Source organism: Phyllobacterium bourgognense, assembly GCF_003337575.1.
Classification (GTDB): Bacteria; Pseudomonadota; Alphaproteobacteria; order Rhizobiales; family Rhizobiaceae; genus Phyllobacterium; species Phyllobacterium bourgognense.
In genome coordinates this window covers 81,278-102,631 of the sequence record NZ_QPJM01000017.1, presented here as the reverse complement: position 1 = coordinate 102,631, position 21,354 = coordinate 81,278, and the positions used below count along the sequence as shown (strand labels likewise).

24 protein-coding genes are annotated in these 21,354 nt (G+C 57.8%); 15 read left to right on the top strand and 9 right to left on the bottom strand.

Going from position 1 to position 21,354, the window contains the following annotated elements; genetic code table 11:
• Nucleotides 1-75 precede the first annotated feature (75 nt).
• Entirely contained in the window at nucleotides 76-480 is a 405-nt protein-coding gene (gene msrB, locus C7476_RS22620) for a peptide-methionine (R)-S-oxide reductase MsrB (RefSeq protein WP_114432107.1), read from the bottom strand.
• Between the two features lie 395 nt (nucleotides 481-875).
• Between msrB and C7476_RS22615 the strand changes: the two genes are divergently transcribed.
• On the top strand, nucleotides 876-1,313 hold the full coding sequence (locus C7476_RS22615; RefSeq protein ID WP_112527519.1) for a Ros/MucR family transcriptional regulator: 438 nt from the start codon (nucleotides 876-878) through the stop codon (nucleotides 1,311-1,313).
• 163 nt (nucleotides 1,314-1,476) lie between these two features.
• Here C7476_RS22615 and C7476_RS22610 read toward each other — a convergent pair whose 3' ends face one another.
• Nucleotides 1,477-1,779, bottom strand: a complete 303-nt coding sequence (locus C7476_RS22610) for a cytoplasmic protein (RefSeq protein ID WP_114432106.1) — start codon at nucleotides 1,777-1,779, stop codon at nucleotides 1,477-1,479.
• A 194-nt stretch (nucleotides 1,780-1,973) separates the two neighbouring features.
• Here C7476_RS22610 and C7476_RS22605 point away from each other — a divergent pair, with 194 nt between their 5' ends.
• The 3 genes from C7476_RS22605 to C7476_RS22595 are packed head-to-tail and all read left to right on the top strand — an operon-like array spanning nucleotide 1,974 to nucleotide 3,416.
• Nucleotides 1,974-2,429, top strand: a complete 456-nt coding sequence (locus C7476_RS22605) for a helix-turn-helix domain-containing protein (protein WP_114432105.1) — start codon at nucleotides 1,974-1,976, stop codon at nucleotides 2,427-2,429.
• On the top strand, nucleotides 2,426-3,217 hold the full coding sequence (locus tag C7476_RS22600) for a DUF6456 domain-containing protein (protein ID WP_245426483.1): 792 nt from the start codon (nucleotides 2,426-2,428) through the stop codon (nucleotides 3,215-3,217). Before C7476_RS22605 ends, C7476_RS22600 begins: the two co-directional genes overlap by 4 nt.
• Before the next feature lie 40 nt (nucleotides 3,218-3,257).
• On the top strand, nucleotides 3,258-3,416 hold the full coding sequence (locus tag C7476_RS22595; protein WP_114432104.1) for a type II toxin-antitoxin system VapB family antitoxin: 159 nt from the start codon (nucleotides 3,258-3,260) through the stop codon (nucleotides 3,414-3,416).
• Between the two features lie 76 nt (nucleotides 3,417-3,492).
• On the opposite strand, the gene C7476_RS22590 is transcribed toward C7476_RS22595, so the two are convergent.
• The 3 genes from C7476_RS22590 to C7476_RS22580 all read right to left on the bottom strand — a co-directional run bounded on the left by C7476_RS22590 (nucleotide 3,493) and on the right by C7476_RS22580 (nucleotide 5,665).
• Nucleotides 3,493-3,933, bottom strand: coding sequence for a SufE family protein (locus C7476_RS22590; RefSeq protein ID WP_114432103.1), 441 nt, complete (start codon nucleotides 3,931-3,933; stop codon nucleotides 3,493-3,495).
• Between the two features lie 57 nt (nucleotides 3,934-3,990).
• Nucleotides 3,991-4,449, bottom strand: a complete 459-nt coding sequence (locus C7476_RS22585) for a DUF5330 domain-containing protein (RefSeq protein ID WP_114432102.1) — start codon at nucleotides 4,447-4,449, stop codon at nucleotides 3,991-3,993.
• A gap of 181 nt (nucleotides 4,450-4,630) precedes the next feature.
• Entirely contained in the window at nucleotides 4,631-5,665 is a 1,035-nt protein-coding gene (locus tag C7476_RS22580; RefSeq protein WP_181872563.1) for a LacI family DNA-binding transcriptional regulator, read from the bottom strand.
• Between the two features lie 129 nt (nucleotides 5,666-5,794).
• Here C7476_RS22580 and C7476_RS22575 point away from each other — a divergent pair, with 129 nt between their 5' ends.
• The 5 genes from C7476_RS22575 (at nucleotide 5,795) to C7476_RS22555 (ending at nucleotide 10,708) form a co-directional block, all read left to right on the top strand.
• Entirely contained in the window at nucleotides 5,795-6,853 is a 1,059-nt protein-coding gene (locus C7476_RS22575) for a fatty acid desaturase (protein ID WP_114432127.1), read from the top strand.
• A 20-nt stretch (nucleotides 6,854-6,873) separates the two neighbouring features.
• Entirely contained in the window at nucleotides 6,874-7,200 is a 327-nt protein-coding gene (locus C7476_RS22570) for a MocE family 2Fe-2S type ferredoxin (protein ID WP_114432100.1), read from the top strand.
• Nucleotides 7,201-7,545: 345 nt separating this feature from the next.
• On the top strand, nucleotides 7,546-9,354 hold the full coding sequence (locus C7476_RS22565) for a sensor histidine kinase (protein ID WP_114432099.1): 1,809 nt from the start codon (nucleotides 7,546-7,548) through the stop codon (nucleotides 9,352-9,354).
• A complete protein-coding gene (locus C7476_RS22560; protein ID WP_114432098.1) occupies nucleotides 9,329-10,201 on the top strand; it encodes a peptidoglycan-binding domain-containing protein in 873 nt (290 codons plus the stop codon). The genes C7476_RS22565 and C7476_RS22560 overlap by 26 nt, the downstream gene beginning before the upstream one ends.
• Before the next feature lie 162 nt (nucleotides 10,202-10,363).
• The gene (locus C7476_RS22555) at nucleotides 10,364-10,708 is read left to right on the top strand and encodes a DUF1491 family protein (protein ID WP_114432097.1); all 345 of its coding nucleotides are present in this window, start codon (nucleotides 10,364-10,366) and stop codon (nucleotides 10,706-10,708) included.
• Between the two features lie 180 nt (nucleotides 10,709-10,888).
• Here the strand turns inward: C7476_RS22555 and C7476_RS22550 are convergent, their stop codons facing one another.
• Nucleotides 10,889-11,848 (bottom strand): DUF2336 domain-containing protein, encoded by a 960-nt coding sequence (locus C7476_RS22550; protein WP_181872562.1) that lies wholly within the window; start codon nucleotides 11,846-11,848, stop codon nucleotides 10,889-10,891.
• Nucleotides 11,849-12,177: 329 nt separating this feature from the next.
• Between C7476_RS22550 and C7476_RS22545 the strand changes: the two genes are divergently transcribed.
• Nucleotides 12,178-12,369 (top strand): hypothetical protein, encoded by a 192-nt coding sequence (locus C7476_RS22545; protein WP_147274711.1) that lies wholly within the window; start codon nucleotides 12,178-12,180, stop codon nucleotides 12,367-12,369.
• Between the two features lie 156 nt (nucleotides 12,370-12,525).
• Entirely contained in the window at nucleotides 12,526-13,836 is a 1,311-nt protein-coding gene (locus C7476_RS22540; RefSeq protein WP_181872561.1) for an MFS transporter, read from the top strand.
• 45 nt (nucleotides 13,837-13,881) lie between these two features.
• Here C7476_RS22540 and C7476_RS22535 read toward each other — a convergent pair whose 3' ends face one another.
• From C7476_RS22535 to C7476_RS22525, 3 genes are read right to left on the bottom strand one after another with little or no spacing between them, the layout of a single operon-like run.
• On the bottom strand, nucleotides 13,882-14,427 hold the full coding sequence (locus tag C7476_RS22535; protein ID WP_114432094.1) for a DUF1254 domain-containing protein: 546 nt from the start codon (nucleotides 14,425-14,427) through the stop codon (nucleotides 13,882-13,884).
• Entirely contained in the window at nucleotides 14,420-15,004 is a 585-nt protein-coding gene (locus tag C7476_RS22530) for a DUF1214 domain-containing protein (protein WP_114432093.1), read from the bottom strand. The genes C7476_RS22535 and C7476_RS22530 overlap by 8 nt, the downstream gene beginning before the upstream one ends.
• A 36-nt stretch (nucleotides 15,005-15,040) precedes the next feature.
• A complete protein-coding gene (locus tag C7476_RS22525; protein WP_114432092.1) occupies nucleotides 15,041-17,188 on the bottom strand; it encodes a transglycosylase domain-containing protein in 2,148 nt (715 codons plus the stop codon).
• 268 nt (nucleotides 17,189-17,456) lie between these two features.
• Here C7476_RS22525 and C7476_RS22520 point away from each other — a divergent pair, with 268 nt between their 5' ends.
• The 4 genes from C7476_RS22520 (at nucleotide 17,457) to C7476_RS22505 (ending at nucleotide 21,353) form a co-directional block, all read left to right on the top strand.
• On the top strand, nucleotides 17,457-18,089 hold the full coding sequence (locus tag C7476_RS22520) for a LysE family translocator (RefSeq protein WP_114432091.1): 633 nt from the start codon (nucleotides 17,457-17,459) through the stop codon (nucleotides 18,087-18,089).
• Nucleotides 18,090-18,382: 293 nt separating this feature from the next.
• A complete protein-coding gene (locus C7476_RS22515) occupies nucleotides 18,383-18,844 on the top strand; it encodes a hypothetical protein (protein WP_114432090.1) in 462 nt (153 codons plus the stop codon).
• The gene (locus C7476_RS22510) at nucleotides 18,795-20,093 is read left to right on the top strand and encodes a DNA-packaging protein (protein ID WP_114432089.1); all 1,299 of its coding nucleotides are present in this window, start codon (nucleotides 18,795-18,797) and stop codon (nucleotides 20,091-20,093) included. Before C7476_RS22515 ends, C7476_RS22510 begins: the two co-directional genes overlap by 50 nt.
• A 90-nt stretch (nucleotides 20,094-20,183) precedes the next feature.
• Complete coding sequence (locus C7476_RS22505; protein WP_114432088.1) at nucleotides 20,184-21,353, top strand: phage portal protein; 1,170 nt, start codon at nucleotides 20,184-20,186, stop codon at nucleotides 21,351-21,353.
• Nucleotide 21,354: the final 1 nt, after the last annotated feature.

Genomic DNA, 21,354 nt, shown 5'->3' with positions numbered 1-21,354 from the left:
ATGATAACCCGACGGACAGAAAATCCGCCGGAAAGAGTGAGATCAGTACAAGGTGTAAACCAAGTTACTGGCTGGTCAATCCTGATCAAAGACTAAGGCATTGCCATTCATGCAATAGCGCAAACCGGTAGGGGGGGGGCCGTCCGGAAAAACATGGCCGAGATGCGCATCGCAATCGGCACATTTTATTTCGGTTCGCACCATGCCGTAGGAGCGATCCTCGATCGCATTGACCGCATCAGGCTCGATCGGGGCGGTGAAACTTGGCCAGCCTGTGCCGGATTCATATTTGGTTTCAGAGCGATACAGCGGACGATCGCAGCAGACGCATTTGTATAATCCCTTGAGTTTGCTATCGAAGTTCGGACTGGAAAATGCCCGCTCGGTCCCGTGATTTCGGGTGATTTGATATTGCTCCGGCGTGAGCTGTTCACGCCACTCAGCGTCCGTTTTAACGACCTTGAATGTCTTTGTGTTCATCGTTGGTTCCTTTTTCTCCAGATGTAGGGATGAACACTAAACATCGCAATATCTGTTATTATAGAATGCTTGAAGTATTGCGGCGCATTCCTCATTTTTGCCATTTTTTGTCTTAGTGGTATGGCGCAAATCCTTTCGCATACGCATTCTTGTTACTGCGTGGGCAACCAGGTTCCGGTTTCTTGTGTCTATATCCTACTGCCAACGGTTAATCTCTGTCTTGGGGATTATTTGAAATATTTCTTTCGTGGGCAAAGTATTGATTTGACATTTTCAACGAAATCAGGAATAGATTGTTACCAATGGCGTAGGAGACTTCGCCTGTTATCGACTTTATATTGGTGATTTTAATCTACCTATCCAGATTTCAAATTAGACGAAGGAATTGGACTTAGATGACCACGTTCGACAATTCAAACACAACTGGTAGTGACGTGCTGCTGGAACTCACAGCGGAACTGGTTGCTGCTTATGTGAGCAACAACTCAGTGCCGGCCGGCGATCTGCCCGGCCTCATCTCTGATGTTCATGCAGCCCTTGGCCGGGTTGGCGGTGGTCTGGAAGCCGTAACTGCCATCCAGGAAAAACCCAAGCCAGCTATCAATCCGAAAAAGTCTGTCGCGGATGATTTTATTGTCTGCCTCGAAGACGGCAAAAAGTTCAAGTCGTTGAAGCGCCATCTGATGACGCACTACAATTTGACCCCTGAACAGTATCGTGAGAAGTGGGACCTCGATCCTTCCTATCCGATGGTCGCTCCGAATTATGCAGCAGCCCGTTCGCGCCTGGCAAAGAATATGGGCCTGGGTCGCAAGCGCAAGAAGGCCGCTTAAAGAGCTTTGTCGACGCTGATGCACATCTGATACGCGGGTTTTACGCGTTTCCGGTAGTCCCGCATCTTGGGTGCGAGCGCAAGAGACCGCTAAGCAGGTCCATTAATGACGAAGCGGCGCCGAGAGGCGCCGTTTCGCGTTTGGAGTATCATCTCGGTGACGATCATTGACTGACAGCGTCTTCCCGCATCGATGACTTCAATGTATCGAGCGCCTGTTTCAATCCAATGTGGCGATTGAGATCGTAGCCCCAGTGGCCTTTGACGCCTTTGAGCCGCTCACGCTCGATCAGGCGCTTCAGCCGCCTGCATGTATGAGACTTTGTCTCATCATCCTGCGCCATCAATCCATCCAGATCGGCGTTGCAGAATATCTGCAGAACCAGACGCTGCCGCGCCTCGCTGGCATGCTTGTCCTTTGCGGCGATAAACGCGCTCCGTTGTTTGGTCCAATCGATTGCCCACATGCGTTCATTCCTTGTTGAGGGATAGACGCAGTATGGCTAAACACCAGCGATGCAGGATAAAAGTCCTATAATAATCGACATGTAACAAAAAAGTCTATGATAACAGACTGTTAGCTGGAGGGCGTGAGAAAACTTATCCACGCCCTTGTTCGCTTGGATATAAGAAGATATTCCTACATCAAAGTGGAGTGAGAATGTCTTCGAGTTTGCCCCGCCTGATCCGCTCCGGAGCCGAAGCCCGGGCCGTCACCGATACACTGAAGCCGAGGCGATGCCGTTTCAAGCGGCCCGTGCTGGCGGTCGTCGACGAGGAGGCGCCGGTCGATGAGCGCCTTTTTCAGCTATGCGACGGAGTCCTTGATATTCTGTCGGCTTTTTTCAATGTGAACGGCCGGGATCTGCGTTCTCATTCGCGCTGCGAACGTTCAGTGGCAAGGGTAAGACAGATCGGCATGTATGTGGCGCATGTCACACTCGCGTTGACCATGAGCGAGGTGGGCCGCGCCTTCGGTCGCGATCGAAGCACGGTCAATCATGCCTGCCATCTGGTCGAGGACATGCGCGAGGATCTGGAATTCGACCGGATCATCCAGACGATCGAAAACATCATTCGGGTAGCCTACGTAGAAAGTGGGAGACTGCGCGCATGATGGAGCCGGCCAACAAGGAAATTGCACGGCTGTTGCGTTTTATCGCCAAAGGTGCAGCCGAAATTGTCGAGACGCAAAGTTCTGACAGGCTCGTTCTGGAAAGCGGCGCATATGGCACGATTTCCGCGACACGAAACGTTGTGAAGTTCGCGCTGAGCCGAGGTCTCGGGGCCCTGAGCAAAGGCAAGATCTCGATCAGCGATGCGGGACGCGCCCGGCTTCGCCGTCTGGAATGCACGAACGACCCTTATGCCGGGCAGCATCGGAGCGAAGCGACGATTGCCATTGATGATGATCGCGGATCAATGCGGCTGCGCAGCAATGACGCGGAGTCGCCGCTGGCGATGCTGCGCAAGCGCAAAGATGCAAAGGGCCTGCCGCTGATCGACGATGAGGCGTTCAAGGCGGGCGAGCGACTGCGATCCGATTTTACACTCGGCAATCTCATGCCCTCGATCGGCGTCAACTGGGACGTCACCGGGTCCGGTTCACGCGCCAATGCTGTGCTTGAGATCACCGATACGGCACTCGCGGCCCGCCAGCGTGTCGAGTGGGCGTTGGAGGCGGTCGGACCGGAACTGTCCGGCGTGCTGATCGACGTTTGCTGCTTTTTGAAGGGGCTGGAGACTGTTGAACGCGAACGGCAATGGCCGGTGCGATCGGCAAAACTGATCCTGAAAACTGCGCTGGCGGTACTCGATCGCCATTATCACCCGCCGGCGCTTGCACGAAGAAACCCGCGGATTATTCACTGGGGCACGGAGGATTACCGGCCGGTTATAAACTAAAGGAGAATTGGCACGCGTCACCGATGGCAATATTATCAAAATGGCGCTGCAAATCCGTGACAGCCACATTGACGCCATGGTGAGCGAACTCCAAAGCTTGACCAAAGCTCGCACCAAGACAGAGGTCGTGCGCAGAGCGCTGCAACACGACTTGCTCGAGTTCGCGCTTCACTGCATGGGGCTGAAGCTATGCAACTGAAGGCGACGGATGATGCGATCAAAGACTCGTAAAGGAGATGCCGTAGTGACGGAAGGTCTCGCGCTACAATAACAACCTAGTGCTGGGTGACCTCAGCGGGGGCGAGGGCATTCTGGGCCTCGCCGCGGATACGGCCGATCATGGCGCGCAGGCCATTGGACCGCTGCGGCGTCAGATGTTCGTCGAGGCCGAGTTTCTTCAATATTGCTTCGGCGTTGATCGCCATGATCTCGGAAGCGCGCTTGCCCGAATAGAGCACCATCATGATGGCGACGAGACCGCGCACGATATGCGCGTCGGAATCGCCGACGAACTCGATGACGGGATCGGTGTCACTGTTAAGCGTGCTCTTCAACCACACCTGGCTGACGCAGCCCCTGACCTTGTGAGCGGCATCCCGCGCTTCTTCCGGATAAGGCTTCAGGTCGCGGCCGAGGTCAATGACATAGCGATAGCGATCTTCCCAGTCATCGAGAAAGTCGAAATCAGCAAAAATATCGTCAATTGTCTGTGCCATGCATCACATATAGTGATTTGAATGGCCAACGTCACCGCCTGAATCGAAAAAGCTCGATCACTTCCGGGAAACGGTCCCGGTCTCGGTCTTGTCATCGATCTCGTTCGCCTGTTCGCGTTGGCGGGTGGCGGCATCGAGAATTTCGCGCAAGGCCATTTCACGCAGTTTCGCCTTTATGGCGTCTCCCTGGCCGGATTCTGTTTCGGCGTTTTGCGTGCCGGGTTTCTTCGAATCCTCGCCCATGCGCGCATCGAGATACTCATAGCCGACCTTCGCGACCTCGCCTGCGCGGACGCCGGCATTGGAGAGTGCGGCCTTGCCGGTTTCGCAGGCCTGTGGCTTGCGGGTGCAGAAATCGCTGAGATCGCTGATCGTCTCCTGTGCAGCCAGAAAGGCCGCGATCGGTCCGGGTTGGCCCGCGCCCTGAGGATTGTCCTTGGAGTCCACGGGTATGAACAAGGAGATCAGCATCATCCAGAAGCAGAATTTGATCGCAAACCTGATCAGAAAGAACATTTCAGCAGTCCTCTATAGCGTCGCTATTCAACCCTTCGTGGTGGACACTGACACAGATCCTGCAAAAACCCGTTGAAACGCATTTCTGCATTTGAACGATCATAGAAACGAACGATTAATAACTGCTGAGGGCAAAACGGGTTGGGGCAACAGCCCGAGCGGTTTGGGCCGAACAACGTTCCTAGACACTTTCTGGCGTAAATATCTGCATTGGCAGAATTCGGTGCGTGATGCCTGGTGCATCGCGCGCCGCTGAGGTGCGGGCGATAAGGATTTCTACAGTTTCCTTGGCAATTTCTTTAATGGGATGAGAAAGGACCGCCTTGAGCGTGCCGCTGAAGAGGCCAACGTTCGTCGCTTCCGTTAGATCATGGCCGACAACGAGGGGGCGCTTGTGGGCCTCAAGCTCTTTCATTGCTGCCATCACTCCGCCGATACCGCCTCCGGCGACATAGACGCCTTTGACACCTTCATGCCGCTTTACGAGGTCGAGAATTGCCTCGAACGCGTATTGGTCACTCTCGAATGTAGCGACTGGTTCGAGAAGATGAAGATGTGGGGCATTCTCGCGCAGGAAAGCCCGGAAGCCAATCTCACAGGCTTCCTGGCAGAGATAGCGGTGACTGCCGACGAAGATTGCTACCGAAGACGGGGCGGCGGGGATCATGTTGCCAAGAAGCCAGCCTGCAGTTCGGCCGACCTTTCTGTTGTCGAGGCCGACGTAACCGGCGCGCGACGGAGCAGTCAGATCCGAAATCATCGCGATGACCGGGATGTGTCTGGCCGCCAGCTCGTCGATGGCCGCCGTAACGTTGGGATGGTCGGCGGCGACGATGGCGACGCCGTCAGCACCGCGACCGACCCGTCTCAGCGTCTCGGCGACGGCTCCGGGCGTGAGGTCATCCATGAACTCGACGATCGCTTTTCCACGGATCGCGGGGCTGCTCTCAACGGCCTCCCGGAGTGCAGTTCCCAGTAGTTCGTAAAACGCCGTCGTCTTCTGCTGGAGAAGAAACGCGAAAGTCTTTTGGGGTGCGTCGGTCTTCAGCCGCTGGCGCAGGAGCGGCGTCGCGTAGAACCCGATTCTCTCGGCTGCTTCCAGCACGCGGCTGGCGGTTTCCTCCCGCACATCCGCGCGGCGGTTCAACACCCTATCGACTGTAGAAAGGCCGACTCCGGCTTCTTTTGCGAGCGTGGTCATGTTGGGACGGCGCATGTAAGCTCCATGACATAATTCTTTCACGTCATTGTTGCTCAACCGGACAGTTTTTGAAAGGAAATATTTCATTCCAATTGTGTGAGCGAGCCTGTCGACGTATTTTCCGGGTTCGTCAGGGAGGCCGAAATGCGTGATGGAATTCGAAGTTATGCCTTGGTGGGCAACGCCGACGGTGCCGCCGTCATAACGGGTGATGCCTTCGAGGAGAAGGTCGAGGCCGAATGGTTTTCGGCGAAGGTGGATCGGAAGGAATTCAAGCAACTCATCAAGCGGTCCGATGCGGCAGGTCTCAGACATTTTGGCGTCTGGCTGGCACTTCTCGCTGGTTCCGGGATCGTAGCATACCTGACGTGGGATACCTGGTGGTGCATTCCGGCCTTCATTGTCTATGGGCTGGTCTATTCCATGGCCGACCATCATGCGCATGAGCTATCCCATGGCACCCCGTTCAAGACGCGCCGGATCAACGAGATTCTCTATCATCTGAACGGCTTCATGACCTTGCACGAGGGACACTACTGGCGCTGGAGCCATTCGCGCCACCACACGGAAACGCTTTTCGTCGGCCGCGACCCGGAAATTGCCGTGCCACGCCCGCCCGACATAGTTGGCATGTTCCTTGATCTCTTCTTCATCAAGTCGGGACTGACCCAGATCGCCTCTATCGTGCGTCACGCGTTCGGAAACCTGAACGAGGAGGGACGCCACTTCATTCCGGAGGGGGAGAAACGCAAGGTCTTCTGGTCATCGCGAGCCTTTGTCGCGGTATTCATTGCCGTCATCGTTGCGTGCGTTTTGACGCAATCGATCCTGCCGGCGATGTTCGTGGTGCTGCCCCGTTTCTACGGCGGCTTCATGGCCCAGCTCTTTAACCTCACGCAGCACGCCGGCATGCAGGAGGATATTCGCGATCATCGTCTGAGCACGCGCACCTGGAAAACCAATCCGGTCTTCCGCTTTATGTATATCAACATGAACTACCACGTGGAGCATCACATGTTCCCGATGGTGCCGTTCTATAACCTTCCCAGACTGCATGAGATGATCAAGGACGAGTGCCCGCCCGCCTATGAGGGTCTATGGGCCTGCTATGCAGAGATTATTCCCGCCGTGCTGCGACAGGTGAAGGACCCGGGCTGGTACGTCCGCCGTCCACTGCCGATGCACGCCGTGGCTGCAGAATAAACCAACCGAGGAGGATGATAATGAGCAGCGTTGACGTCGAAAACTGGATTATGGCTTGCGGGGCCGACGATATCGACGAGGAGGATGTCGTTCGCTTCGATCACAACGGCAGGACCTTTGCGATCTATCGTTCGCCCGAAGACAAATATTATGCGACTGATGGGCTTTGTACCCATGAACAGGTTCATCTTGCCGACGGACTGGTGATGGATCACGTCATCGAATGTCCCAAGCACAATGGACGCTTTGACTATCGCACAGGCCAGGCCAAGGGCGCGCCTGTCTGCGTCAATTTGAGAACGTACCCGGTCAAGGTCGAAGGCGGCAAAATCCTTATTGCCCTGTAAGAAGGGTTTCACAGTGAAGCAGGCGAGGCCGGCGTTCGCACCGAGTCGGCCTTGACGAACGATACAGTCACTGTGGTGCCCTTCGCTTTTTCAAAAGCGGTTCGCGACACCGGTGCTTTGCGATTTGGACGGCAAAGCTGCTCAAAGCCGAAACCCTTCATTTACCATGACCGTCACAATCGCTTGAAACATGGTTCGCTTGGCGTCCGGTGGCCCCGCTTTATCCTTTCCTTAAAGCCTCATCTGCAAAAGTTAACACCGACAGGAATGTTGCAAAAGACATTCGGGAAATGACCGCGACTTATCCGGCTCTGGCCGGATTTTGCGGAAAGCAGGAAAAAGTTGGTGCCGATCCACTCCGTCACACAATCCAGAATTGCGGCAGGCTACAAACGCCTGTGCAAGCGCTGGGTCAGTCCGTCCGCTGCTGGTGGTGCTACCGCCGAGCGGGACGCGCGCATGGCCGGCGCGTTTCTCGGCATGCCGCTGATGCTGGCCGTCGCATTGATCACCAGCCACTCGATCGCGGGTGAACTCGACGCGATGTTGAGCTTGGTTGCCGGCGTTCTGGCGCTTCCAATGATCTTTTGCGGTGCGCTTTCGGTATCGAAGAACAGCGCATCGGTCGGCATGAGCGCGCTCATGGCCTATTCGCTATCTGTCGCCACAATCGGCGTCACCACACCATCGGCGAATTTGCTGCTCTGGATCATGGCCGCGGCCATTCCTCTCGAAAGCTGGTTTGTCTGCCGCAATGATAGATCCATTGGCCTGCCGGCTGGCATTGCCGCCGGGGTGCTTGCAACATTCTTTGTCGTTGCGATGCGGGCAGGTGAAAGCGTGACATTGTCGCCCTTGGTGCTGCTTGCTTCCTTGGGCTATCTGGCGACACTCATTGTCAGAACAGCCAGCACTCTCGCCGCCCACAGCGCTGCTGCCCGCCGCGATGATCGCGTGGCCGATCTGGAGAACGCCATCGACGGCGTCGTGTTCAGTCTGGGAACGGACGGGCTCATTCTCGCGCTGTCCCCCAATGCGCAGGACCAGTTCGGCATCGCACGCAATCTCCTGATTGGCACGCCTCTGCTCGACCGCGTGCATGTGTCGGATCGCGTTGCGTTTTTGAGTTTCCTGTCGGATATGAAGAGCGGTGCTTCGAGTGCGACGGCCGAGATCAAGCTGCGTTGTGTTGCGCCGGGCGCGACATCAAAACATGCCCATAGCGTGCGCTTCGCCACCTATCGCCTGCGCGCCGTTCCGCATAGCCAGGACGCAGGATTTGTCGTTGTCGCGACCGATATTTCCCAAGCCGTGGCCGACCGCAATGCACTGATAATTGCGCGCCGTGAGGTCGAAACCGCTGAAATCGCCAAGGGTCGATTCCTTGCTTCGGTCAGCCATGAACTGCGCACACCGCTGAACTCCATCATTGGCTTTTCCGATGTGCTGCTGCAGGAGATTTGCGGCAAGCTGCCGGACGGACGCCAGCGTGAGTACGTGGAACTTGTAAACCAGTCAGGCAATCATCTCCTTTCCGTCGTCAACGCCATTCTCGATGTGTCGAAGATCGAAGCGGGCACCTATCCGATCTTCACGGAGAGCTTCGCCTTCAAGAATGCCGTGACCATGGTGCATGACATGATGGCGCACCAGGCCTCGCAAAAAAGCGTGACCCTGTGCGACCGTGTCAGCCCGCGCATCGGCAATGTCGTTGCCGACAGCCGCGCCGTCAACCAGGTGCTGATCAACCTGGTTTCAAACGCCATCAAGTTTACTGAAAGCGGCGGCGTCGTCACCATCGATGCGCTGATCGAAGACAACATGCTGGCCTTCTCCGTCAGCGATACGGGCATCGGCATTGCCGAAGCGGACCTGAAGACGTTGGGCCAGCCTTTCCGGCAGGTGCAGAACGACTACACGCGCAACCACGAAGGTACGGGCCTTGGCCTTGCCACGGTCAAGGGCCTTGTCGGGCTGCATGACGGCGAGATGAGGATCAAGAGTACTCCGGGCCAGGGCACCGTTGTTGACGTGCGCATCCCCCTGGACGGGCCGGCGATCGAGCATTTTTCCGACGAGGCGAACATTGTCGAATTCAAGATCGAAAGCGATATCCAGGGAGGTTCCCATGAGGAAGCCCGTAAGTCGGCCTAGCAGCAAGCGGCGCGCTCCGAGGCGGGGCAAGTTCGCCGTAGCTGTTTTCGCAACCGGCAGTCTGATCGCCAGCAATCCCGGTATTGCCGGCGGCACGACGGCCTTCCTGGTGACGCTCGGTTTCATCTCCGCCAATGCGCTTTGGTATCAGCCGCATGTCCATGAAGGCGTGTTCTTCCGCACGCGGCCGGAACTCGTCTTCAAACCGGTCAAGCAAAGCAATATTTCGTTGCCGGGTGGCACCTCGCAGGCACAATCGGCCGACGCGCCCATTCGCAAGGTAAAATCTGTTCCCGTTCCGCAGAGCCCCGACCCGATTGCCGCCGCGATCAATGGCGACCCGGTTCTGGCGCCGGGCGGCGATCCGGAAGTGGCCAAGCTGCAGCAGAAACTGCTGGCGCTTGGTTTTTACAGCGGCACTGTCGACGGGATTTCCGGCAAGGGTACCCGCGCCGCTATCGACGCCTATCGCAAGGCAACGGCCGCTATGGGCATCGAGCCCGAGCAGGCTGTCGACAATGCCAGCGAGACCACCGCGAGCATTGCCATACCGGAGAAGAAGCCGGAACAGACACAAGAAAAGGCTACGATCCAAAAGGTTTCCACCAGTCCGGCGCACGACAATGCAGCCGTCGCGAGCGCTGGCGGATTGTCGCCCGCGGAGATCGTGCGGGTTCAGGCGGGCCTTCGCGCATTCGGCAATGACATGGTCGAGATTGACGGCAAGGTCGGCGCCTCCACCAAAAGTGCCGTGAGCGAATTCCAGAAGCTGTTCCGCCTGCCGGTGACGGGCGAACCGGATCAAAAGCTGCTTGCCAAGATGCAGGAAATCGGCCTGATCAACTGAGATTCACGCTCTGACGGCCTGCAAATGGCGTTTTCTGCACTCCAGTGCTCACGTACCTAATGTACGCTCCGCTCCGGTGCTCTAAAACCACCATTTTCGTCTCGTCATAACGCGAATCTCGATCCAGCTTGACTGTTGGAATCGATATCATGGAGAGACCGCATGCGCCTGACATCTGAATTCTGGGTTTCGGCGCTGGTCAGGCGTGTGAACGGCTCCGGTGCGTTTGCGGCGTTGAGCAATAAAGGCGCGGCCGAGGCCGGTGCCATTTTCATCAAGTTCCGCAATGCGGACGGCAGCTATGATTTGTTCGGGCCGGCGCCTCAGATGGTCTATGACGAAACCAAGCCTGATGAGCGGCTGTTCACGCCACTGAAGACCAGCGTGGCCGAAATGGAAATCAATGACGATCTGGAAAAGCAGAAGCGCTGGGATCGGGATTTGTGGATCGTCGAGATCGAGGATTATCGCGGCGACCGGGGTGAGCTATTTCCTGTGGCGACGTAGGATTAAGAGCAAGATTGCAACAACCGGCTGTGCGTGGTTCGACAAGCTCACCATGAGGGAGATGGGTGATCGCAGGGAGCCAGGCATTTCACCGGTGACGTTCATCTTGCAGCCAAAACAACCTCCCTCATGGTGAGCTTGTCGAATCACGTACTGCAGTCGTGCAAGGCCTCGATCGTTTCAAGAAACCTTGCGCGCGCCGTTCTCGAAGTCCGCGGCCATCTCGCGCAATTTCTGCCGCAGTTTCTGCGAGTTTTCCTGTGCCTTCCAGCGTTCGACGGTCGCCTCTGCTTTTTCCTGATCGATCTGTCGATAGGATTGCACGAAGAGGCGCAGCGAGTGCAGATCCTTGTGGACGAGACCGAACAGCCCGGTCAGGACGAGATGTGCGGCCTCGGCAGAAAGCCCGAGAGACGCCAGAGCGATCGTCAGTTCTGCATTGAGGCCGCGGCCGATGATGCGTTTTGCGCTGTCGGCGTCGAGGTCGAGCGCTTTGGCAAACTCCTGTTCGAAGGAGGTGGTCTGGTCGAGAAGAGCCGCATCGACAAGATGTTCGGCCAAAGCCTGGTCGCTGGAGAAGCCGGCATCGCTGTCGCGCATCAGCGCCTTCAGTGCCTCACGCGTTTCGCGCAGGCGCGGCGATTCCTGGGTCGAGAGGGTGTCGGGCATGTCGCTTTCCCTGCCATGGGCGAAATTCGATTGAGGCGTCAAAGCACGTTCAATGGCAGGGTCGTTGAACCCATGCAGCACGCGCAGAAGTTCAGGATCGGCAATCTCGCGCCGCGCGATGGCGCGCGCGTGGCCAAGTCCCTTATGCGCGATGATGTCGATCAGGTCGGACGTATTCAAAACCGGCGAGCGCAACAGAAGCGGCGCGGATATATCCACCTCGTCCTCTGCAAGCGCAATGATGAGCCGTTTCGGTGCGTGGGAGAATTCCGACAAAGCTGCCGCCGCATGGCGCCGCACGCGCTGCGAAGCAAGGGCGAGCAGCGGGACCGCGAGGTCCTCGAGTTGCTGCGCATCGCTCTTTGCCGGTCTGGTGACACAGCAGAAGGCGGTAATCGACGCTGTCAGGAGATCGTCAGCCTTGCTGCCGCTACTGCGGTCTTCAAGCGCCCGAAACTCAGGATACTTCACGAACAGAACTCCACGAGACGCAGTACGAGGTTACGAGCCCAGAACCCTAAACAATGGCTAAAATTAGCTGCGAAGCCTTAGCAAACCGTTAACCATCGGCGGGCTATTGAAAATTATGGCGCAAATCGTGCGCGCGTAAGCATCTGCGTATCAAGGAGATCAACGAACTCGGATGCGTTGATATTCACGCCATGACGGCCTGCAAACGGCACTTTTCTGCGATCCGGTGCTCACGTACTTCAAGTCCGCACCGCTCCGGTTCTCGAAAACCACCGTTTTCGCCTCGTCATGATCGCGAATATCGACACATCCTAAAACGGATGGGCGATATGGGATTGGTCATCACATTTCCAGGCAGCGCAATAAAACGCCGCGCCAACGCGGACACCAAACGGCAGACGAGCGCCGAAATCACCATTTTTCCCGGCGTGCGTTATGAGCGTTATGCACCGGAAGCGCCAAAGCGCGCCAAACCAAAATCACCGCGCAGATTTTTCGATACGATGCCGCAGCCAGGTTGAATTGCTGCCTGTTATTCAAGCAATTCGCGTCTTTGCTTATTAAATCAGCCTTTACCGCACTTGCGTGCTTGACACGAATAGCAGCTGCGTATCCTATTGCGGATTATTGCGCGCGTTAAGTTTATTCTTACACCATTTCGAACAGAAAGATTTCCAATGTCATCATTTACCGGCACCGCCGAGAGTATCGGCTTACATACAGCTCATCCAAAGCGTCTGGCCCTTGCCAGCATGATCGGCACGACGCTGGAATATTACGATTTCACCATCTACAACACGATGGCGGCGCTGGTCTTCAGCCAGCTGTTCTTCCCGAGCGTCGATCCCATGGTCGGCACGATGCTGGCATTTTCCACCTACGCGATCGGTTACTTGTCACGCCCGCTCGGCGGCCTGTTTTTTGGCCGCCTCGGCGACAAGATCGGCCGCCGCGCCGTCCTCGTGATAACGCTGATCATCATGGGGCTAACGACTGCGACCATCGGCCTGCTGCCGACCTATGGCTCCGCCGGAATACTGGCGCCGCTGCTGCTGATAACGTTGCGCTTCGTGCAGGGTGTTGCTCTCGGCGGCGAATGGGCGGGCGCGGTCTTGCTGGCAGTCGAGCATGGACGGCAGGACCAGCGGGGGCTCAATGCCTCGTGGACACAGATGGGACCCGCCCTGGGCACCCTTCTTGGGACCGGTCTGATCTATGGCTTTACGTCGCTCATGGACAACGAAACGTTCCTCGCATGGGGCTGGCGCGTTCCTTTTCTTCTCAGTCTGGTTCTGGTCACGTTTGGGCTGTGGGTTCGCAACGGCATTGAGGAATCGCCGATGTTCAAGCATCTGGAAGAGGCGCATACCAAGGCAAAGGCGCCGATCAAGGAGGTCGTCACCAATCATTGGCGCCGCCTTTTGCTAGCCGGCGGTTCGCGCATCGGCGGCGATGTGCTCTACGGGTTGATCGTTGTCTTCACGCTGACCTATGTGACCACGGTCCTGCAACTACCAAAGTCCACGGCCCTGATGGCTCTCTTGATAGGTACGGGATTCAACGCGCTGGCCGTTCCGCTCTTTGCGATCTTGTCCGATCATTGGGGACGGCGACCCGTGCTCGCGCTCGGCGTCCTCAGCGCGATCATCTGGGCCTTCTTCATGTTCGTGTTGCTCGATACGGCGCAGACCATGGCGATCGTGCTCGCCTCCGTTGGTGGCCTGATCGTGCATGCGTGTCTTTACGGTCCGCAGGCGTCATTCATCATCGAGCAATTCCCGACCCGTATCCGCTTCACCGGCGCATCGCTCGCTTATACTTTTGCCGGGATTATCGGCGGTGGATTCGCTCCGTTGATTATGGCGGCATTGTTCACGGGCTATTCCAGCTCATACGCCATCTCGATCTATGTGGCAGGTGCGGCTTGCGTGACGGGATTGGTGCTGCTGCTGGCGCGCGAAACAGCGCACAAGCCCCTGGAGGAGTAGCATTCCCGCGGGACGACGCAGCGATGGATCCAGTCGTTGCGTCGTTTATAGCAGTGGCGTGCAGCTGGCGCTTTTCAGGAAGGAATCGATTTGCTCTTTCCAGGACTCGTCCGGCACGAAACTACGGATGACAACAAAGCCCTCATCCATGTCGGCCTCGATCAGCACGGAGTTTTCAGCCGCTGCAGGCTTGGTCTTGTTGAGTTCAATCATCTGCAGCGGTGTCGCGATGACCAGATCGAGCTGGTCGGCGATCGCGGTGCGATCGTTGATCGAATAAATGTTTTCGCCTTGGCGGTTGTAAACGGAGATTGACCAATAAGGCGTCGTGCCGATGCCGGTGATGTGAGCGGGAAGGTCCTCGATATCGAAACGGCAGGCTGCTGCCTGAAACAGTGGATCGAAGGCGAGCGGCACGGTGCCGGGCGCCCGATCCCGAGTCACGCTATGGAATTGCCAGTCATCGCCGTAGGCGGAAATACGCGACCAGGCGTTGCGATCCGAGTAGAAGGGCACGAGCAGCACAACCGCGATGTGAACAATGCCGGCGCCGATGAGACCAAAGAGCAGGGCGCGAAAAAGCTTACCCATCGCAACTGATCCTCGTGACCGCCGGAAATGTCATGTCGACGAGGCCCGAATTGCTGCCGACAGGCGTGTCATAGAGTGTCATCACAAGCACCATCCGGCCGGCGCCTATCGTGGCAAGCCAGTTTCCCGGTTGCGCCTTGGGCGAAACGAGCACGACGAACCGGCCATTCTCCTGGCGGAATATTTGCCGCGAATGCAGCGCAGGCAGGCGGTCCTTGCCCGGATCAAGTGCGACGAGCGAGCGGTCGGCCGCGTAGAGCGTCCAGAAACGCGAATTGGGGCTATTGCCTTCGATCCTGTAGGAGCAGCGCCGGTCGAGTGCCTGGCCCCGATTATCATCATAGGCGTAGAAGGCTAGGCCTTCCGCGGATCCAAGCGGAAAGGCGCCTTCGCGGGCGGCCCGCGCCTTCGCATAAGGGTCGGAGAGAGGGGTGCCAGCGTCTGGATGCCCGGTCCATTGGCCGACGGTTAGCGCGCCAAAGCCATCGAAACGGTTGACCGCATACCATGCGCTCAGCGTGCCGCCGCCGACGGCAATCACAAGCGCAATGAGGGCGAGGAGAACATTTCGAAGCATGGAATCAGAAGTACACGCGAGTTCAGGTGCAAGCAATCAGAGTGCGGAGACTTTCGAGGGCAGGATCGGCAGTTTGAGCTGCGGCGCCGCTTTCAGAGCCTGGCCGATTTCACGGATGGCCTTTGCGGTGGCGCCTGAAAGAACCCGTGGCCGCTCTTCCGCCTTCAGCGCGTCATCGTCAACGGCCTCCGCCTCTGCCGCCGCCACCTTGTCCTGTTTGGGCAGGGTCGGATCAATGCCCGGGATCGCTTTGAGATCGATGTTCTGATGCGCGTAGTTCATGAAGCGCTGCCAGGTCATTGCCGGAAGGATGCCGCCCGTCAATTCCTTGGTCGGCGTGAAATTATCATTGCCGAACCAGACTGCGGCCGTGTAGTTGCCGGTGAAGCCAACGAACCATGCATCGCGGTAGCTCTGCGTGGTGCCGGTCTTGCCCGCCGCCCGCGTCATCGGCAAAGCGGCACGCCGGCCAGTGCCCCATTCCGGCACCTGCGACAGCATGATGTTCATGTTATCTGCCGCCGTTTGCGAAAGTACCCGGTGCGGTTTCACACCATCCTTTTTCCAATCCCACAGGATGTCGCCATTCTGGTTCAAAATCTGCGTGAAGGGATGACGCATGCCGGCGATGCCGCCAGTCGCGAAGACGTTGTAACCGGTTGCCTGATCCATGACGGTCATACCGGATGTGCCCAGCACCATCGTCTTGTGCGAGCTGATCGGTGACTCAACGCCAAACGCCTTGGTCAAGGCGACGATGGGGGCAGTAGTCAGGTAGTCCTTGGCGAGCCGCACGGGGACTGTATTGATGGATTTGACCAGGGCGGTGGTCAGGTCGATCTTTCCCAGATACTGACGAGAATAATTCTGCGGCGACCAGTTGCCCCATGAAACCGCGCCACCGGAGACCAGCGTCTTCGGTGTCATGCCCTTTTCCATAGCAGCAGCATAGACATAAGGCTTGAACGACGAGCCCGCCTGCCGCAGCGCGGCCGTGGCGCGGTTGAACTGGCTTTCGCCATAGTCGCGGCCGCCGACGATCGCCCTGACCGCGCCGTTGTTTTCAAGGACGACGATGGCAGCCTGGGTGACGTGATATTCCTTGCCGAACTGACGAAGGTGGTATTCCGCGGATTCCTCCGCTGCCTTCTGGATTCCCGTGTCGAGCGTGGTGCGGACGACGAGCGTATGGGTCGGCATCTTCTGCGCGACCTTCTTGACCTCATCGAAGGCCCAATCGAGGAAATAATCCGGACTTTCCGAGCGGCCCCGATCAACCACGGTTGCCGGATTGCGGCGTGCGCCGACCACCTGGCCTTCGGTCATCAATCCGCCCTGGACGAGATTGGTGAGCACCACGTTGGCGCGGGCACGCGCTGCCGGCAGGTTGACATGCGGCGCATATTTCGCTGGTGCCTTGAAAAGCCCGGCCAGCATTGCCGCCTCAGCCAGATTGACGTCCTTGACGCTCTTGCCGAAGTAAAATTCGGAAGCCGCCGCGATGCCGAACGTTCCGCCGCCCATATAGGCGCGGTCGAGATATGTCTGCAGGATTTCCTTCTTGGTAAGGTTCGACTCCAGCCATAGGGCAAGGAAAGCTTCCTTGATCTTGCGGTCAAGGCTCCGCTCGTTGTTGAGGAACAGATTTTTCGCCAGCTGCTGGGTAATGGTCGAGCCGCCCTGGACAACCGAATTGGCGCGCAGGTTTTCCGTCATGGCGCGCGACAGCCCGAGGAAATCAATGCCGAAATGGTCGAAGAAGCGGCGGTCTTCCGTTGCAAGGACGGCCTTGATGACATGGTCCGGCAATTCGTCGATGGGTACGGCGCTACGGTGCAGAATACCACGCTGGCCGATCTCGTTGCCATAGCGGTCGAGGAACGTTACGGCGAAATCGTCGCGTGTACGCCAGTTCTTTTCGGTTTCATGAAAGGCCGGGATAGCCAGCGTCAGCATGAGCACGGAACCGACTGTACCCCAGGTGAATGCTTCGCCCAGAACTTCGAATATAGCGCGACGCCAGCCCGTGACATGGAAGCGGCGGAAGAAGATGGTGGTGTCTTCCCAGAATTCTGCGAGGCGAAAGCGCGTTTCGTAAAGGGTCGAATCGATCCAGGCATCAAGCCCAAGCAGCGGCGAGACCTTGAATCGCTTGCGTTTCTTGTCCGGCCCTGGCGCGTTCATCAAACTTCTTGCCTGCCCTGTGCTAAGCCATGCTTGCCCCTGAAGGCACATGGTTTAGCGGATATCACTTAACAGCTTCTTGAAGCGGCTGTTTAAGCTCTAATATGGTCATTTCGTCCCGCAAAAAGAATACCGCCTTTGTGATTAATGTCACAAGGGCAAGCGCTTCCGATATGGAGATTTGACCGGGACTGTTGCCAAAAAGTTTCCACTTGCAATTGCGCCTGCCCGGTGGATTGGTGTCATTTTTCCAGATGGGAGCATAGGCATGTCCATTGAGCATTGGCTGGCATTCGTTGCAGCATCGGCAATTCTTCTCGCTATTCCGGGTCCGACGATCCTTCTCGTCATCTCCTATGCGCTTGGCCATGGCCGACGCTTTGCGGCGGCGACGGTTGCGGGTGTTGCGCTCGGTGATTTCACTGCGATGACGGCCTCCATGCTTGGACTTGGCGCCTTGCTCGCGGCATCGGCAGCGATCTTCACCGTGCTGAAATGGGTTGGTGCCGCCTACCTTATCTATCTTGGCATCAAGCTCTGGCGTGCGCCGATCGCCAATCCTGAAACCGGCGAAACGCCGGAAAAGAACGAGAAGGCCCACCGCATCTTTCTCCACGCCTACGTGGTCACTGCCCTCAATCCCAAGAGCATTATTTTCTTCGTGGCTTTCCTGCCGCAGTTCCTCGATACGACCCGCCCCATCTTCACGCAGATGGTGATCTTCGAAACGACCTTCCTCGTTCTCGCAACACTGAATGCAGCAACCTACGCCGTGATGGCATCGATGGCGCGCCAGACCATCCGGAAGCCGAAGGTCCAGCGTATCGTCAACCAGACAGGCGGATCGTTGATGATCGGGGCAGGGCTGTTGGCACTGAGCTGGAAGAAGGCGGCAGCGTGATATTCACGCCAGGACGGGCCCGCAAATGGCGCTTTTCTGCGATCCGGTGCTCACGTGCCTTAAAGTACGCTGCGCTCCGGTTCTCGAAAATCACGATTTTCGGCGCGTCCTGACCTGAATCTCAACACAGCCAAGCGCAAATAGAAAAAGATCCAGACTAGGAAAATAATCCTTGACTGCGTAACGGATGTCCTATAGGTTTTGGTCATCGTCGGAAATGTGAGTCCAACACTTCGCGGGCCGGTTAGCCGGAGACGCGTGGATCAATTTCGGTCTTCTTCCAAGGACAATCCATGATAGTCAATTTTGCCGCCGCCATGCGCCGGCGAAGCGCATTTGCGCTGTGCCGCGAATATGGCGTATCCGCCGCCGAAATCGTGCCGCTGCTCGGGCTGACTGAAGGCCAGTTCCTGCGAGCGCTCAAACGCGACGGTCTGTCGTATAGCGATATGCAACAGGGAAACCGGCAGTTACGTTTGGCCCAGCGGATCATGGATCTGCTGCGTAAAGAACTGGATACGCTTTCCTCGTTGGATCAAGAAGCTTCGGGCAAGGTGAGGCTCGATGCCCTGGCGCTTCTTGCCCGCACCATTGAACGCGTGAGCGATCTACAAGAGCGCTTTGCAACAACAAGAGCGCAAACCGTGGGTAGCCTGAGTGCCGATGAGCTTCGCGCCGTCCTGAAACGCATTGATGAAAGGATCGATGAACTTGCTGACAGTCGCGCAAGAGAACTGGTCCAGAAAGAACTTTAACGAAAGGGAATCGGTAGCGCTCGAACGGGAGTGGATTTGCCAGGGACGGACGGCGCAACAACCGCCGCACGGTGAATGGCAGACATGGCTGATCCTTGGCGGGCGCGGCTCCGGCAAGACCCGGATAGGCGCGGAATGGGTCAACGGCGTCGCACAAAACTACCGGCCGTTCGCTACGCGTGGTTCATGCAACATCGCGCTGGTCGGCGAGACATTGGCGGATGTGCGCGAAGTCATGATCGACGGGCCGTCGGGTATCATGAAGGTGTCCCGCGCAGAGAGACCACGCTACGAGATGACACGGCGGCGTCTCGTTTGGTCAAACGGCGCCACGGCGTCAATGTTTTCATCGGAAGACCCGGACAGTCTGCGCGGCCCGCAATTTGACGCCGCCTGGTGCGACGAGATTGCAAAATGGAAACATGTGCAGGAGACCTGGGATATGCTGCAATTCGGCCTACGCCTTGGGCTCAACCCGCGGCAGGTCGTGACGACGACGCCAAGGCCGCTGCCATTGCTCAAGAATATGCTCGCCGATCCGGCAATTCGTGTGCGCCGCATGAAAATGCAGGAAAATGCCGCCAATCTTGCGCCCGGTTTCGTCAAGCATGTGAATGGGCTTTATGGCGGTACCCGGCTCGGGCGGCAGGAACTCGATGGCGAGCTGATCGAGGAGAGCCCGGACGCGCTGTGGTCCCGGCTGATGATGGAGAACGTGTTCTCCTCAGACGTGCCGGAGCTGAAGCGGATCGTCGTCGCTATCGATCCTCCGGCTAGCGCAACAAAGAAATCCGATGCTTGCGGCATCGTTGCTGCCGGTCTCGATGAGAACGGCATGGCCTGGGTGCTTGCTGACGAGAGTTTCGCACCGGCCAAGCCGCATGAATGGGCGAGACGGGCGATCGCGCTGTTTCACAGGCTGGAGGCCGATTTGATCATTGCCGAGGTCAATCAGGGTGGCGATATGGTCGCCGCGGTGATTGCAGCGGAGGACGACAGCGTTCCCGTGCGTTCGGTGCGGGCCAATCGCGGCAAGGCGCTGCGGGCCGAGCCGATTGCAGCACTCTACGAACAAGGCAGGGTGCGCCATGCGGCGCGCTTTCCCCTGCTGGAGGATGAAATGTGCGACTTCGCTCATAATGGCTTGTCGAACGGGCGTTCGCCGGATCGGGTGGACGCGCTGGTCTGGGCCCTCAGCGATCTCCTGCGCCGCCGCGATGGCAGCCCGAGGATACGGGTGGTGGGGTGACATTCACGCTATGCCGGAACTTCGTCGCGCACGATGCGTAGGCGGTTTTCCGCAAAACTGACGCTTTTCACACAACAGAAAGACTCCCCCATGGCACTCAACTGGCCGTGGCGCCGACGCGCCGCGAATGAGAACCCGTATCTGCAGCAGAAGTCGGCGCAGGGCTTTGTCGCCTTGCAATTCGACCGCGAGGCGCGCTGGTCGCAGAGCGGTTATGTCGGGCTTTCGCGGCAAGGTTTCATGCGCAATCCCGTTGCCTACCGCTGCGTCCGCCATCTGGCGGAAGCGGCCGGCGCGACACCCTGGCTGCTCTATGAGGGCAAGACGGAGCACAGCGAGCATCCACTGCTCGATCTTCTGACCAACCCGCATCGCGGCACCGACGGCGCGAGCTTCCTCGAGGCGCTGTATGGCCACCTGCTGCTCTCCGGCAACGCCTATGTGGAGCGGGTGCAGAGCGGCGGCGGGGCGAGCGAGCTGCATCTCTTGCGGCCCGATCGCGTTCGTATCCTTGCCGATGACAATGGCTGGCCGATTGCGCTGAACTACGGCGTCGGCGCGCAGAAGCGCACGATCCCGCTTGATGAGGGGCGCGGACTGCACCTGAAGCTCTTCCATCCGCTAGATGATCATTACGGCTTCGCGCCGCTCGAAGCCGCGCTTATGGCGCTGGATATCCACAACGCTTCCGGCTCGTGGAACAAGGCGCTGCTCGACAATTCGGCACGGCCCTCAGGAGCGCTCGTTTATGCGCCGGGTGAAACCAGCCACCTGACGGAAGATCAGTTCGAACGGCTGAAAGGCGAGTTGGAAGAGGGTTATACCGGTGCGGCAAAGGCTGGTCGTCCATTGCTCCTGGAAGGCGGGCTCGACTGGAAATCCATGGGACTGTCGCCGCTCGATATGGATTTCATCGCCGCCAAGAACACGGCAAGCCGCGATATCGCCCTGGCTTTCGGCATTCCGCCCATGCTGCTCGGCATTCCCGGCGACAACACCTACGCCAACTATGCCGAGGCCAACCGCGCCTTTTACCGGCTGACGGTGATCCCGATGGTGACACGCACAGCCAAAGCTTTCGCTGCCTGGCTCGGTCCGGTCTTCGGCAATGAGCTGCGGATCGAGCCCGATCTCGACCGCGTCGACGGGCTCTCACAGGAGCGCGATGCCTTGTGGCAGCGGATCGGCGCTGCGCCGTTCCTCAGCGATGAGGAGAAACGTGAAGCAGTCGGCTACGCCCCAAAAAATCAGGGAGAATAAG

Coding starts and splice junctions, on each gene's coding strand:
- msrB (WP_114432107.1), bottom strand. CDS start 480: ATGAACACAAAGACATTCAAGGTCGTTAAAACGGACGCTGAGTGGCGT.
- C7476_RS22615 (WP_112527519.1), top strand. CDS start 876: ATGACCACGTTCGACAATTCAAACACAACTGGTAGTGACGTGCTGCTG.
- C7476_RS22610 (WP_114432106.1), bottom strand. CDS start 1,779: ATGTGGGCAATCGATTGGACCAAACAACGGAGCGCGTTTATCGCCGCA.
- C7476_RS22605 (WP_114432105.1), top strand. CDS start 1,974: ATGTCTTCGAGTTTGCCCCGCCTGATCCGCTCCGGAGCCGAAGCCCGG.
- C7476_RS22600 (WP_245426483.1), top strand. CDS start 2,426: ATGATGGAGCCGGCCAACAAGGAAATTGCACGGCTGTTGCGTTTTATC.
- C7476_RS22595 (WP_114432104.1), top strand. CDS start 3,258: ATGGCGCTGCAAATCCGTGACAGCCACATTGACGCCATGGTGAGCGAA.
- C7476_RS22590 (WP_114432103.1), bottom strand. CDS start 3,933: ATGGCACAGACAATTGACGATATTTTTGCTGATTTCGACTTTCTCGAT.
- C7476_RS22585 (WP_114432102.1), bottom strand. CDS start 4,449: ATGTTCTTTCTGATCAGGTTTGCGATCAAATTCTGCTTCTGGATGATG.
- C7476_RS22580 (WP_181872563.1), bottom strand. CDS start 5,665: ATGCGCCGTCCCAACATGACCACGCTCGCAAAAGAAGCCGGAGTCGGC.
- C7476_RS22575 (WP_114432127.1), top strand. CDS start 5,795: ATGCGTGATGGAATTCGAAGTTATGCCTTGGTGGGCAACGCCGACGGT.
- C7476_RS22570 (WP_114432100.1), top strand. CDS start 6,874: ATGAGCAGCGTTGACGTCGAAAACTGGATTATGGCTTGCGGGGCCGAC.
- C7476_RS22560 (WP_114432098.1), top strand. CDS start 9,329: ATGAGGAAGCCCGTAAGTCGGCCTAGCAGCAAGCGGCGCGCTCCGAGG.
- C7476_RS22555 (WP_114432097.1), top strand. CDS start 10,364: ATGCGCCTGACATCTGAATTCTGGGTTTCGGCGCTGGTCAGGCGTGTG.
- C7476_RS22545 (WP_147274711.1), top strand. CDS start 12,178: ATGGGATTGGTCATCACATTTCCAGGCAGCGCAATAAAACGCCGCGCC.
- C7476_RS22540 (WP_181872561.1), top strand. CDS start 12,526: ATGTCATCATTTACCGGCACCGCCGAGAGTATCGGCTTACATACAGCT.
- C7476_RS22535 (WP_114432094.1), bottom strand. CDS start 14,427: ATGGGTAAGCTTTTTCGCGCCCTGCTCTTTGGTCTCATCGGCGCCGGC.
- C7476_RS22530 (WP_114432093.1), bottom strand. CDS start 15,004: ATGCTTCGAAATGTTCTCCTCGCCCTCATTGCGCTTGTGATTGCCGTC.
- C7476_RS22525 (WP_114432092.1), bottom strand. CDS start 17,188: ATGAACGCGCCAGGGCCGGACAAGAAACGCAAGCGATTCAAGGTCTCG.
- C7476_RS22520 (WP_114432091.1), top strand. CDS start 17,457: ATGTCCATTGAGCATTGGCTGGCATTCGTTGCAGCATCGGCAATTCTT.
- C7476_RS22515 (WP_114432090.1), top strand. CDS start 18,383: ATGATAGTCAATTTTGCCGCCGCCATGCGCCGGCGAAGCGCATTTGCG.
- C7476_RS22510 (WP_114432089.1), top strand. CDS start 18,795: ATGAACTTGCTGACAGTCGCGCAAGAGAACTGGTCCAGAAAGAACTTT.
- C7476_RS22505 (WP_114432088.1), top strand. CDS start 20,184: ATGGCACTCAACTGGCCGTGGCGCCGACGCGCCGCGAATGAGAACCCG.